Origin of the sequence: Streptomyces sp. NPDC098101, from assembly GCF_044760185.1 — a bacterium.
Taxonomy (GTDB): domain Bacteria; phylum Actinomycetota; class Actinomycetes; order Streptomycetales; family Streptomycetaceae; genus Streptomyces.
In genome coordinates, this window is record NZ_JBIWAS010000001.1 from 581,570 (window position 1) to 594,044 (window position 12,475).

The window sequence follows — 12,475 nt, forward strand, 5'->3', positions numbered from 1 at the left end:
GTAAAAGACCGGCGCGATTGTCAGTGGTCGCCCGTAGCGTGATCGTCATGAACGGGAGTGCGAACGGGATCACGTACGTCCGGGGGGACGCGACCTCCCCGCGGGGCGGGGGAGTGAAGATCATCGCCCATGTCTGCAACGACCTGGGCGGCTGGGGGAAGGGCTTCGTCCTGGCCCTCTCGCGCCGCTGGCCCGAGCCCGAGGCCGCCTACCGCCGGTGGCACCGGGAGCGGGCGGGGAACGACTTCGGCCTGGGCGCGGCCCAGTTCGTCCGGGTCGAGCCGTACGTCTGGGTGGCCAACCTGGTGGGGCAGCGGGGGACGCGCACGGGCCGGAGCACCGGCGTCCCCGTGCGGTACGAGGCGATCGACACGGCCCTCGGGGCACTGGCGGACAAGGCCGCCGCGCTGGGGGCGTCCGTGCACATGCCCCGGATCGGCTGCGGGCTCGCGGGCGGCTCCTGGGACCGGGTCGAGCCGCTGGTCCTCCGGCGGCTCGTGGACCGGGGGATACCGGTCACGGTGTACGACTTCGGCGCGTAAGGGGCGCCGGGCCGGGGTGGCGGTGAGGGGGCCGGGCGCGGGGGTTAGAGTCGGCCGCTGTCGCAGCGGGGGACAGGGGAGCAGGGGGGATTCGATGTACGCGGAACTCAGGGACACGGCCGGGGAATTGGCCGGGATCCTGTGGCGGGAGCACACCGTCTATCGCGAGCGGGGCGGCGGGGTGGTGATCCGGGGCGAGCACGTCCGCCGCTGGATCAGCCTGGCCCCGACCGGGGGCAAGGACCGGGCGCTGCTGCGGGCCGGGCGGATCCTGGACGGGGGCACGACGGCGCCCGCGCGCACCGAGGTGGTCGTCGACCTGACGGCCGGGACGGCGGAGCTGGCGGCGGTCTGCCGCAGGCTGCTCGCCGACGTCGCCGCGGTGGCCGAGCCGGCGCCGGTGCCGGACCGCGGGGGAAGGGCCGGGAAGCGCGAGAAGCCGGGGCGGAAGGCTCGCGCCCCCCGCCCCGGCCGTCGTCCCCGGAAGGGCCGGCACACGAGCGCCGGCTCCCTGTTCGTCATGCTCTGCGTCGCCGCGGTCCTCGGCGCCTGGCTCTACAGCCTCTTCGGCGGCCGGGGCTACTGAGGCGCGGCCGTCAGAAGCCCGTGACCGGGTAGTGGTCGGAGAGGTTCGTGTACGTGTAGCTCGTGCCCCAGCTGCTGACCGTCCACGGGGCGCTCTTCTCCAGGACCACGTGGTTGGTCCATCCGGCCGGACGGGCGTTCCCGGCGCGGAAGAGGACGTAATCGAGGTCCTCGCGCGGGTCGTCCGGGTAGCGCTCGGAGGCGATCGAGTTCAGGTCGGTGTCGAAGGAGTACGGGTGGCCGGTGCGGGCGTCGGCCCCCACCAGGCCCGCGTCGGCGAGCATGGTGCCGTACTCGGGCGTGTGCGAGTCGACGTTCATGTCGCCCGCGACGATCACCTGCTCGTTCGCCGGGATCCTCTTGGCGTCGAGGAAGGCGTCGATCGCCTTGAACTGGCGGCTGCGCATCTGCGCCGCCTCGCCCGCCGAACAGCCCGGGTCGGTGGACTGGGCGTGGGTGCCGAGGACGTGGACCCGGCTGCCGTTCACGTCGAGCACGGCGTACGCGAAGCCCTTGTTCGACCACCAGTCGGCGCCGCACGCGTCCTTGTAGACGTACTGCTCCTTGCGGACGATCGGCCACTTGCTGAGGATCGTCACGCCGCCGTCCTCGGGCGTGGTCGCGGAGTAGGACCCGCCGGTGGCGTCCCACCCGCTCTTGCTCCGGCCCACGACCGGGGTCTGGTGCGGGTACTGCCCGGCGGCGTTCGCCTTGAGGGCGTCGGAGGCGGAGTTGTCGAAGGCCTCCTGGAGGACGACGACGTCCTGCCCCTGGAAGAAGGAGGCGGCCGGGATCGCCTTCGCCCGGTGGTCCTGCCCCCAGTTCGGGTACAGGGACTTCGAAAAAAGGAACGCGTTGTAGGTGAGGACCTTCAGCCGGGGGGTCTCGGCGGGCGCGGCGGACGCGGCCGGGGCCGCCGCCGCCAGGGTGGCGGCGGCGAGGGCGAGGGAAAGAGCGGCGCCGGGGGCGCGGCGGAGCGCGGCGAACGACACGTGAACTCCCAGGGAGGCGTGGGGGATTGGGCTGGCGCCGCACATACAATCAGCCGTGGTTACCTTCCGGTAGCCTCTGGGTGCCGGGAATCTGGCCGGACCCGCACGAGCGTGCCAACTCTCACTCCGGTGCCGTATTTGCACCCATTTGCTCCAGGTAGAATGCGCGCATGACCCTCGCGAACTCGCAGATCTTCAAGATGGACCTCGGTCCGCTCAACCCCGTCTGGGCCGAGCTCATCCTCGGCCTGGTGTTGTTCGGCATCACCTTCCTCATCCTGGCGAAGGGCGTCCTGCCGAAGATCAAGCGCACGATCGAGCAGCGCGAGGACGCCATCGAGGGCGGCACCGACCGCGCCGACGACCTGCGCGCCGAGGCCGCCCGCGTCCGCGAGCAGTACGAGGCCGAGCTCGCCGAGGCCCGCCACGAGGCCGCGCGCATCCGCTCCAAGGCCGTCGAGGAGGGCTCCGCCGCCATCGCCGCCGCCCGCGCCGAGGGCTCCGCCGAGCGCGACGCCATCCTCACCGCCGGCACCGCGAAGATCGCCGACGAGCGCGCCGCCGCCGAGCGCGAGCTCAACGCCGACGTCGACGCCTGGGCCCACGCCCTCGCCGCCCGCATCGTCGGCGAGCCGGTCGGCGCCGACCGCGCCTGACCCGCACACCCGGAAGGGGCCGTCGCCCGGGCGACGGCCCCTTCTTCGTGCCCCTCTTCACGGGTGCATCCTGGAGACGACATGGAGGAGAAGCACCGTGGAACGCGTGAAGCCCGCCGACCCCCCGCCGCCGCCCGTCGGCGGAGTGCTGTGGAGCGTCGCCGGCGACGTCCGGGCGCTCCTCATGCTGCCCGCCGCCCTCACCATGCAGGTCGCCCACCCCGCGATCGGCGCCGGCGTCGACGACCACTCCGTCTTCCGCACCGACCCCTGGGGCCGCGGCGAACGCTCGCTGCGCTCGGTCCAGCTGTGGATCTACGGCGGCGAGGAGGCCGCCCGCGAGGGCCGCCGCCTCCGGGAGCTGCACCGCACGATCCGGGGCACCGACGCCCACGGACGCCGCTACCACGCCCTCACCCCCGCCTACTACTCCTGGGTGCACGCCACCGGCTTCCCCGTCTACCGGCACGGCCTCCGCCTGCTCTTCCGCCCCCTCACCGGGGCCCAGGAACGGCAGCTGTACGCCGAGTGGCTCCGGGTCGGCCGCATCCTCGGCATCCACGACCGGGACATGCCGCAGACGATCGAGGAGTTCTGGCCGTACTACCGCAAGGTCCTCGCCGAGGAGCTGGAGGCCACCGTCGTCGTCCGGGAACTCCTCGACACCGACCTGCCCGTCCCCGCCCCCGACCGGGGCCCGCTGCCGCTCCGGCTCGCCCTCCGCCTGCTCTGGCCCCTCCTGCGCCGCCCCTTCCTGCGGCTGCGCGCCTTCCTCACTGCGGGCTTCATGCCCCCGGACGCCCGCGAGGCCATCGGCCTGGAGTGGACGGACGCCCAGGAGCGGACCCTGCGCCGGCTCTGCCGGGTCCTGCGGGCCGTGGTCCCCGTCCTGCCCGAGCGGCTGCGCTACCTGCCGCTGGCCGGGGAAGCGCGGAGGGCCGCCCGCCGCGCGAAGCGCTGACGGACGGCCCCCCGGGGCCCACCGCACGGCTCAGTGACCGCCGTGGCCCCCGTGCCCGTGGCCGCGCTCGTGGTCGTGGATCGTGTTCGTCGCCGCGATCTTCTTCCACGACTTCGGCTGCGCGGGCTTCGCGTCGGCCGTCGCCGTCGCCGTCGCCGTCGCCTTCGCCGTGGCCGCCGCCCTGGCCTTCGCCTTGAGCTTCTCCCCGGCCCGTGCCCTGGCCTCCGCGGCCGTCGGGGCGGACCCGCCGGCCGCGTCCGCCGTCGAGGCGGACGGCTTCGACGGCTGGTACAGCCAGGTGTCGAACAGCTCGGCCAGCGGCTTGCCGGAGACCCGCTCCGCGTACCGCACGAAGTCGGCCACCCGCGCGTTGCCGTGCGCGAACTGCTTCGGCCAGCCCTTCAGGATCGCGAAGAAGGCCTCGTCCCCGATCCTGTTGCGCAGCGCCTGGAGCGCCAGCGCGCCCCGGTCGTAGACGGCGCCGTGGAACTGGTTCTCCGGACCCGGGTCACCCGGCTTCACCGTCCAGAACGGGTCGTCGGCACCCCGCAGGGCGTACACGTAGTCCGCCAGCTCCTGCGTCGTGCCCTCGCCCTCCTTCTCCGACCACAGCCACTGGCTGTAACGGGCGAAGCCCTCGTTGATCCAGATGTCCTTCCAGTCCCGGACGGACACGCTGTCGCCGTACCACTGGTGCGCCTGCTCGTGGACGACCACCGACACGTTCGCGCCGTTGGCGAACTGCCGCGGGCTGTAGAACGGCCGGGTCTGCGTCTCCAGGGCGAAGCCGCTGGTCACGTTGGGCACGTAACCGCCGAGCGCGTTGAAGGGGTACGGCCCGAAGACCGTCTCCAGCCACTCCGTCACCTCGGCCGTGCGCTCGACCGAGGCGCGCGCCGCGCCCGCGTTGGCGCCCAGGTCCTTGCTGTACGCGTTGAGGACGGGCAGCCCGTTCGCCGTCCGGTCCGTCGTGATGTCGAACTTCCCGACGGCGAGCGTGGCCAGATAGGTCGCCTGCGGCTTGTCGGAGCGCCAGTTGAAACGGGTCCGGCCCAGCGCCGTGGACTGCGACTGGAGCACGCCGTTGCTGATGGCCTGGTGACCGGCCGGCACCGAGACCGAGACGTCGAAGGTGGCCTTGTCCAGCGGGTGGTCGTTGGACGGGAACCACCACGCGGCCGAGTCCGGCTCCTGCGCGGCGACGCCGCCGTCCGGGGTGCGGGCCCAGGCCGACCAGCCGTCGACCTTGAACTCGGAGGGCTTGCCCGCGTAGCGGACCACCACCGAGATCTCCTTGTTCTTCTCCAGCGGGACGGCCGGGGTGACCTCCAGCTCGTGGTCGCCCGAAGCGGCGAACTTCGCGACCCGGCCGTTCACCCGGACCTCGCTGACCTTCAGACCGAGGTCGAGGTTGAACCGGGACAGGTTCTGCTTGGTGGTGGCGACGATCGTCGCCGTGCCCTCCAGGAGGTCCGTGGCGGGCTCGTACTTCAGGCGCAGGTCGTAGTGCGAGACGTCGTAGCCGCCGTTGCCGCTGGCGGGGTAGTAGGAGTCGCCGATGCCCGGGGCCCCAGGGGTGAAGTCGGCCGCCGACGCCGGGATCGCCAGCATCAGGGAGGCCGCGAGGGCGCTCGGAACGATGATTCTGCGGTGCACAGGTGCTCCCCAAGTCATAAGAAACGTAAGACGCGCGGGTGGTCGTCGGTCCTTGCTTTCGACCTTATTCAGGCCCCCGACGGACCGTCACGTCCAGAGGACCTCCTGTCACACGATCGCCATTCGGCCGACACGAACCCCTCCGGCTCCGGGATCACCCCGAATCACCCCTGATTCCCTCCGGCGCTCTTTTGCACGGGAGTTGACCGGGGTACGTTCCCGCCCATGCCGATGCGAAAGCGGATCACCCGCGGAGCCCGAGCGCCGTACGGAACCCTCGTGGCGGCGGCCACGGCCGCGCTGCTCGCGACCCTCGTCACCCCGGCCGGCGCCCGGACGGACCCCGCCGCGCCCCCGGCCGGGTCCGTGCGCGAGTCGCGCCCCGTCCACTCGTACGCCGACGCCGTCCGCGAGTCCGTCTGGGTCGACACCGGGCTCGACGGCGACGGCGACGGGCGCGCCGACCGGGTCGCCGTCGACGTCGTCCGCCCCCGGGAGCCCGCCGCGGCCGGGCGCAGAATCCCGGTGATCATGGACGCCAGCCCGTACTACGCCTGCTGCGGACGCGGCAACGAGGGCCAGAAGAAGACCTACGACGCCGACGGCGGGCCCGTTCAGTTCCCGCTGTACTACGACAACTACTTCGTCCCGCGCGGCTACGCCTTCGTCGCCGTCGACCTCGCCGGGACCAACCGCTCCGACGGCTGCGACGACGTCGGCGGACGCTCCGACGTGCGCTCCGCCAAGGCCGTCGTCGACTGGCTCAACGGCCGCGCCCGCGGCTACACCACCCGCACCGGCACGGCCCCGGCCCGCGCCACCGGCTGGAGCACCGGGAACGTCGGCATGATCGGCAAGAGCTGGGACGGCACCGTCGCCAACGGCGTGGCCGCCACCGGCGTCGAAGGGCTGAAAACGATCGTCCCCATCGGGGCGATCTCCTCCTGGTACGACTACTTCCACTCCCAGGGCGCCCCGCTCTACGACGCCAACCCGAGCTGGCTCTCCGACTACGTCAACAGCCCCGACGCGCGGGCCCGCTGCGGCGCCGTCCAGGACCGGATCACCGCCGCCACCCCCTACAGCGGCGACTGGACGGCCGCCTGGAGCGAGCGCGACCACGTCAAGGACGCCCACAAGGTGAAGGCCAGCGTCTTCGCCGTGCACGGACAGCAGGACCTCAACGTCCGGGCCGGGCAGTTCGGCAAGTGGTGGGACGCGCTCGCCGCCCACGGCGTCGAGCGGAAGGTCTGGCTCTCGCAGACCGGCCACGTCGACCCCTTCGACTTCCGGCGCGCCGACTGGGTCCGCACCCTGCACCGCTGGTTCGACCACTACCTCCTCGGCTACGACAACGGCATCGACCGCGAGCCCGTCGCCGACGTCGAGCGCGCCCCGGACCGCTGGACCACCGACCGGCACTGGCCGCCGCGCGGCACCGCGACCACCACCCTGCGCACCGCCCCCGGAGCCGCCGCCGGACCCGGCGTCCTCGGCCGCGCCCCCGCCGCCCCCGGCTCCACCGCCACCTTCACCGACGACCCGACCCTCGGCGAACTGGACTGGGCGGCCCGGATCGACACCGCGACCCCCGAGAAGGCCGGGTTCGTCACCCGCCCGCTCTCCCGCGACCTGCGGATCGCCGGCTCCTCCCGGGTGACGGTCACCGCCACCCCGACCACCGCCACCGCCCACCTCTCCGCCGTCCTCGTCGACCTCGGCCCCGCCACCATCCGCGACTACACGGCGGCGGGGGAGGGCATCACCACCCTCGACCACCGCACCTGCTGGGGCGCGAGCACCCCCGGCGACAGCGCCTGCTTCAAGGAGACCGAGGCCCGCACCGCCGCCGTCCCGCACACGGTCGTCAGCCGGGGCTGGGCCGACCTCGGCACCTGGGCCGATCCCCGGAAGGGGCGCCCGCTGACCCCCGGCAGGGCGTACACCCTCACCCTGGACCTCGCCGCCGCCGACCACGTCGTCCCGGCCGGCCACCGGCTCGCCCTGATCGTCGGCGGCACCGACCGGGACCTGCTCGACCCGCCGTCGACCACCCCGACCCTCACCCTGGACCTCGCCCGCACCCGGGCGGAGCTGCCGCTGGTCGGCGGCGCGGGCGCCTTCGCCCGGGCCACGAGGGGACCGGCCCCGGCCCTCTCCGCCCCGCCGTCCCTCCTCCTGCCCCCGTCCCTCACCGCACCGCCGGCCGCCGTCGCGGGTCCGCGCCTGCCCGGAGCGGGAGCCGCCCGATGAGCACCCGTACCGCACGGCGGAGTTCACGGCGCGCGCTCGCCCTCGTGGCGGGCGCCGCCGCCCTCGCCCTGCCGCTCGTCGCCGTCCCCGCCGAGACGGCCGGCAGCGCCCCCGCTCAGCCGCCGCCGCGCACCGGCTTCGAGACGAGCCGGGGCGCCCGGTGGACCACCGAGACCGAGGAGCGGGACTTCCTCGCGGCCGTCGACCGGGCGGGCGAGCGGGTGGCGCTGCGCGAGCTCGGCACCACCGCGCAGGGCCGACCGCTCCGGCTCGTCACCCTCGGCGCGCCCCGGGCCGCCACCACCGTGCTCCTCGTGTGCAGCCAGCACGGCGACGAGCCCGCCGGCCGCGAGGCCTGTCTGAGCACGGTGCGCGACCTCGCGTTCGCCCGGGACCCGGAGACCCGGCGCCTCCTCGACCGGACCACCCTCCTGGTCGTCCCGACCGCGAATCCCGACGGCCGGGAGGCCGACACCCGGGGCAACGCCGACGGCATCGACGTCAACCGCGACCACCTCGCCCTGCGGACCGCCGAGGCACGGGCGATCGCCGCCCTCGTCCGCGACCGGCGCCCCCAGCTCGTCTACGACCTGCACGAGTACGGCGCCACCCCCCGGTACTACGAGAAGGACCTGCTCGCGCTCTGGCCGCGCAGCCTCGACGCCGACCCGCACGTCCACGACGAGTCCCGGACGCTCTCGGAGGCGTACGTCCGGCCCGCCGCCGGACGCGCCGGACACAGCACCGGGATCTACGGCATCTGGACCGACCCGATCACCGGCGAGCCGGTCCGGCAGGTCGCGGGCGACGGCCAGGAGCGGATCCTGCGCAACACGGCCGGGATCAAGCACGCGGCCGGGCTGCTCGTCGAGACCCGGGTGGACGCGCTCGACCGGGCGGAGAAGGACGACCCGGCCCGCAACCACCGGCGCCGGGTCGCCACCCAGCACGCCGCCCTGAAGGGGATGTTCGCCTACCTCGACGAGCGGCGCGGCCCCCTGGCGGCGGCCACCGCCCGCGCCCGGCTCGCCGGCTTCGCCGACCGGGGCCCGGTCTTCCTCGGCGGCGCCGACAACGACCCGCCGGAGCCGGAGGAGATCCTCGCCGACCCGCCGTGCGGCTACCGCCTGGACGCCGCGCAGTACGCGGAGGTCGGCGACGAACTCGCCCTGCACGGCGTCGCCGTACGGCGCGAGGGCGCGGGGGCGTTCGTGCCGCTGCGGCAGTCGCAGCGCGCGCTCGTCCCCCTGTTGCTCGACGGGCGGGCCGCCTATCACCTCGTCAGTGGGAGTCCTGTGGAGGAGTGTTGACGACCCTGTGGGGTCGGGGGTCCGTGGCGTGATTCCCGCGTTTGCCGAGGTAAAGTTACCGACTGGTACTGACCATGCCTCGAACGGGTCGTCCCGACCCGGAAGTTGGAGAATCACCATGCGTCCCCTCAAGACCGCGCGCCGCGTCCTGCCGGCCCTCCTCGCCACCACGCTGCTGGCCGGCGGTGTGCTGGTCGGCCAGACGGCGACCGCCGAGCCCGCGGCCGCCGGTGCCATCACCTGCAACATCGCCAAGCTGAAGTCCGACGCCCGCAAGGAGCGCGACCGCGCCGCCAAGCTCAGGAACCTCGGCGCCACGAAGGAGGCCAACAAGGCCGTCGCCAAGGCCGAGGCCCTGGAGAAGCGCGCCCGCCAGTGCGCCGACGCGGACAACACCAGCCGCCCGCCGTTCGGCAAGTAACCCCGCGCACGGGGCGGCCGGGGCGGTTGCCATCCGAAAGGACGGCAACCGCCCCGCAGCCGTTTTCGGGGCCGGTCGGATCCGGGGGCGACTACGAGCCCGGTCGACTCCGGCGGCGGCCGTCCACAGGACTGGGCCGCGCACAGGCCCGGACCGTCCACGGAACCGACCGTGCGCAGGATCGGTCGTGCACAGGACCGGGCCATCCACGGGACCGGCCGTCCACAGGACCGGCCGTCCACCCAACCGAGCCCTCCGCAGGAGCCCGTCGCCGTACCCGGATCGGGACATTTCCAGGACGGATCAGCCATGGAACGGGCGGGTCCGCGCGGAAATACTCGGACCATGCCGTCCGCGTACACCAGCCTCGACCTCACCCCCGCGACCCCCGCCGCCCCCACCGACCTCCTGGTCGACGGCAGGCCGCTGCTCCACCGGCTCGACGAGACCGACGGCGCGGACACGGTCTCCCCCCTGGCGTCGGACCTCCCGCCCGTCCTCCGGCCCGCGCACGTCCGCCGCCTCCTCGAAGCGGACCCCGGCGCCGACACCGAAGGACACGGCCTCCCCGGCGGCCGGTACGTGCTCCACTCCTGCCCCGACTGCGACGACCCCGGCTGCGGAGCCGTCACGGCCGTCGTCGAGCGCGACGGAGACGACGTCGTCTGGCGCGACTTCGCCTGGTGGACCGGCCCCGCCGTCGACCCGGCGCGCGACGGCTACCCCGGCACCGGCCCGTACCGCTTCCACGGCCCCGCCTACCGCGCCGTTCTCCTCCGCCTCCTCGACGGCCCCCGGGAGGGCGCGGCCGCCCCCGTCCCGGTGGGCGCCGCCCACGGCTGACCCGGGACGGCCACCGGCGCCCCCGGCCCCCTCGGCGGGTCCTCCCGTCGCCTAGGATGCGTCCCCTGATGACTGCAACCCTCGTCGCCAAGGACCTCGCCGCCGGCCACGGCGAGCGCACCCTCTTCGCCCAGCTCGACCTCGTCGTCGCCCCCGGTGACGTCATCGGCCTCGTCGGCGTCAACGGCGCCGGCAAGTCGACCCTGCTGCGGCTGCTCGCCGGGCTCGACGCCCCGGAGGAGGGCGAGCTGCGGCTCTCCCCGCCCACCGCCTCCGTCGGCCACCTGCCCCAGGAGCCCGAGCGGCGCGAGGGCGAGACCGTCCGCGAGTTCCTGGCCCGGCGCACCGGCGTCGCCGCCGCCCAGACCGCGATGGACGAGGCCACCCAGGGCCTGGTCGACGGCACCCCCGGCGCCGACGACGCGTACGCCGTCAGCCTGGAGCGCTGGCTGAACCTCGGCGGCGCCGACCTCGACGAGCGCGCCGAGGAGGTCGCCGGCTCGCTCGGCCTCACCGTCGGCCTCGACCAGCCGATGACCTCCCTCTCCGGCGGGCAGGCCGCCCGCGCGGGCCTCGCCTCCCTCCTCCTCTCCCGCTACGACGTCTTCCTGCTCGACGAGCCCACCAACGACCTGGACCTCGAAGGCCTGGAGCGCCTGGAGGCCTTCGTGAAGGGGCTGCGCGCCGGGACGGTCGTCGTCAGCCACGACCGCGAGTTCCTCACCCGCACCGTCACCAAGGTCCTCGAACTCGACCTCGCCCAGCAGCAGATCACCCTGTACGGCGGCGGTTACGAGGCCTACCTGGAGGAGCGGGAGACCGCCCGCCGCCACGCGCGCGAGGAGTTCGAGGAGTACGCCGGCCGGAAGGCGGCCCTGGAGGCGCGCGGCCACATGCAGCGGTCCTGGATGGACAAGGGCGTCAGGAACGCCCGCCGCAAGGCCACCGACGGCGACAAGCTCGGCCGCAACGCCCGCAGCGAGGCCAGCGAGAAGCAGGCCGCGAAGGCCCGGCAGACCCAGCGCATGATCGAGCGCCTCGACGTCGTCGACGAGCCCCGCAAGGAGTGGGAGCTGCGGATGGAGATCGCCGCCGCCCCGCGCTCCGGCTCGGTCGTCGCGACCCTGCGCGAGGCCGAGGTGCGGCGCGGGGACTTCTCCTTCGGCCCCGTCACCCTCCAGATCGACTGGGCCGACCGGGTCGCCGTCACGGGCGCCAACGGCGCCGGGAAGTCGACGCTGCTCGCCGCCCTCCTCGGCCGCCTCCCGCTGGACTCCGGCGACGCCTCGCTCGGCTCGGGCGTCGTCGTCGGCGAGGTCGACCAGGCCCGCAAGCTGTTCCACGGCACGGAGACCCTCCTGGAGGCGTTCTGCGCGGCCGTGCCCGACACCGAGCCCGCCGAGGTCCGGACCCTGCTCGCCAAGTTCGGCCTGAAGGCCGTCCACGTGCTGCGGCCCGCCACCACCCTCTCGCCGGGCGAGCGGACCCGGGCCGCGCTCGCGCTGCTCCAGGGCCGGGGCGTGAACCTGCTGGTCCTGGACGAGCCGACCAACCACCTGGACCTCCCGGCGATCGAGCAGCTGGAGTCCGCCCTCGACGCGTACACCGGCACGCTGCTGCTCGTCACCCACGACCGGCGGATGCTCGACGCGGTCCGCACCACCCGCCGCGTCCGGGTCGCGGACGGCAGGGTCACCGAACTCTGAGACACCCCCGGCCCGGGCCGCCCGTCTTGCACGGGCGCGACCCGGGCCGTGAACTGTACGCACGACGGCTCTCCGCGGGGCGCGGCCGGTTCCGGCCCCCGTGGACGGCACCTTTCAGGAGGCACCCCATGACCGACGACGGCATCACCCGGCTCCTCGCGATGCTGGACGACCTCGACGCGGACGTCGACGCGACCATCGACCTCGCGGACGAGATCGCGGCGACGGGCGGCCCGGAGCTGCTGCCGCGCCTGGAGACCGAGCTCGGCCGGGCGGTCGAGGACCGCAACGGCTACGCCCGCGAACTGCTCGGCGGCGTCGTCGCGGGCGTCGGCGGCACCGGCAGCCTCCCGGTCCTGGTGCGGGCCTCCGCCGTCGACCTCGGCGACGACCAGGACGGCCTGGCCGCCGAGATCGTCGACCTGGTCCAGGCGGACCCGAAGAAGGCCGAGGGCCTGCTGCGGCCCCTGACGGAGGACGACGACCTCGCCGTCGCCCATCGTGCCGACTGGGCCCTGCGCTTCCTGCCGTGACGGCGTGACGGCGTGAC

12 protein-coding genes are annotated in these 12,475 nt (G+C 74.2%); 10 read left to right on the forward strand and 2 right to left on the reverse strand.

Annotated features, from left to right (window positions below):
- Positions 1–47 precede the first annotated feature (47 nt).
- On the forward strand, positions 48–542 hold the full coding sequence (locus tag ACIQVI_RS02445) for a macro domain-containing protein (RefSeq protein ID WP_403590065.1): 495 nt from the start codon (positions 48–50) through the stop codon (positions 540–542).
- 94 nt (positions 543–636) lie between these two features.
- Complete coding sequence (locus ACIQVI_RS02450; RefSeq protein ID WP_403590068.1) at positions 637–1,128, forward strand: hypothetical protein; 492 nt, start codon at positions 637–639, stop codon at positions 1,126–1,128.
- Between the two features lie 10 nt (positions 1,129–1,138).
- Here ACIQVI_RS02450 and sph read toward each other — a convergent pair whose 3' ends face one another.
- A complete protein-coding gene (gene sph / locus ACIQVI_RS02455; protein WP_351969879.1) occupies positions 1,139–2,164 on the reverse strand; it encodes a sphingomyelin phosphodiesterase in 1,026 nt (341 codons plus the stop codon).
- Positions 2,165–2,289: 125 nt separating this feature from the next.
- Here sph and ACIQVI_RS02460 point away from each other — a divergent pair, with 125 nt between their 5' ends.
- On the forward strand, positions 2,290–2,775 hold the full coding sequence (locus ACIQVI_RS02460; protein ID WP_403590072.1) for a hypothetical protein: 486 nt from the start codon (positions 2,290–2,292) through the stop codon (positions 2,773–2,775).
- A gap of 97 nt (positions 2,776–2,872) precedes the next feature.
- Entirely contained in the window at positions 2,873–3,736 is an 864-nt protein-coding gene (locus ACIQVI_RS02465; protein ID WP_403590075.1) for an oxygenase MpaB family protein, read from the forward strand.
- Between the two features lie 30 nt (positions 3,737–3,766).
- On the opposite strand, the gene ACIQVI_RS02470 is transcribed toward ACIQVI_RS02465, so the two are convergent.
- Positions 3,767–5,392: a M1 family metallopeptidase gene (locus ACIQVI_RS02470; protein ID WP_403590078.1), complete on the reverse strand. Its 1,626-nt coding sequence runs from the start codon at positions 5,390–5,392 to the stop codon at positions 3,767–3,769.
- Positions 5,393–5,623: 231 nt separating this feature from the next.
- Here ACIQVI_RS02470 and ACIQVI_RS02475 point away from each other — a divergent pair, with 231 nt between their 5' ends.
- From ACIQVI_RS02475 to ACIQVI_RS02500, 6 genes are all read left to right on the forward strand, one after another.
- A complete protein-coding gene (locus ACIQVI_RS02475) occupies positions 5,624–7,645 on the forward strand; it encodes a Xaa-Pro dipeptidyl-peptidase (RefSeq protein ID WP_403592206.1) in 2,022 nt (673 codons plus the stop codon).
- Entirely contained in the window at positions 7,642–8,955 is a 1,314-nt protein-coding gene (locus ACIQVI_RS02480) for a M14 family metallocarboxypeptidase (RefSeq protein WP_403590081.1), read from the forward strand. The genes ACIQVI_RS02475 and ACIQVI_RS02480 overlap by 4 nt, the downstream gene beginning before the upstream one ends.
- A 118-nt stretch (positions 8,956–9,073) precedes the next feature.
- Positions 9,074–9,376: a hypothetical protein gene (locus ACIQVI_RS02485; protein ID WP_351969884.1), complete on the forward strand. Its 303-nt coding sequence runs from the start codon at positions 9,074–9,076 to the stop codon at positions 9,374–9,376.
- Positions 9,377–9,721: 345 nt separating this feature from the next.
- Complete coding sequence (locus tag ACIQVI_RS02490) at positions 9,722–10,219, forward strand: hypothetical protein (RefSeq protein WP_403590084.1); 498 nt, start codon at positions 9,722–9,724, stop codon at positions 10,217–10,219.
- 68 nt (positions 10,220–10,287) lie between these two features.
- The gene (locus ACIQVI_RS02495; RefSeq protein ID WP_351969886.1) at positions 10,288–11,925 is read left to right on the forward strand and encodes an ABC-F family ATP-binding cassette domain-containing protein; all 1,638 of its coding nucleotides are present in this window, start codon (positions 10,288–10,290) and stop codon (positions 11,923–11,925) included.
- Positions 11,926–12,053: 128 nt separating this feature from the next.
- Entirely contained in the window at positions 12,054–12,458 is a 405-nt protein-coding gene (locus tag ACIQVI_RS02500) for a hypothetical protein (protein WP_351969887.1), read from the forward strand.
- Positions 12,459–12,475: the final 17 nt, after the last annotated feature.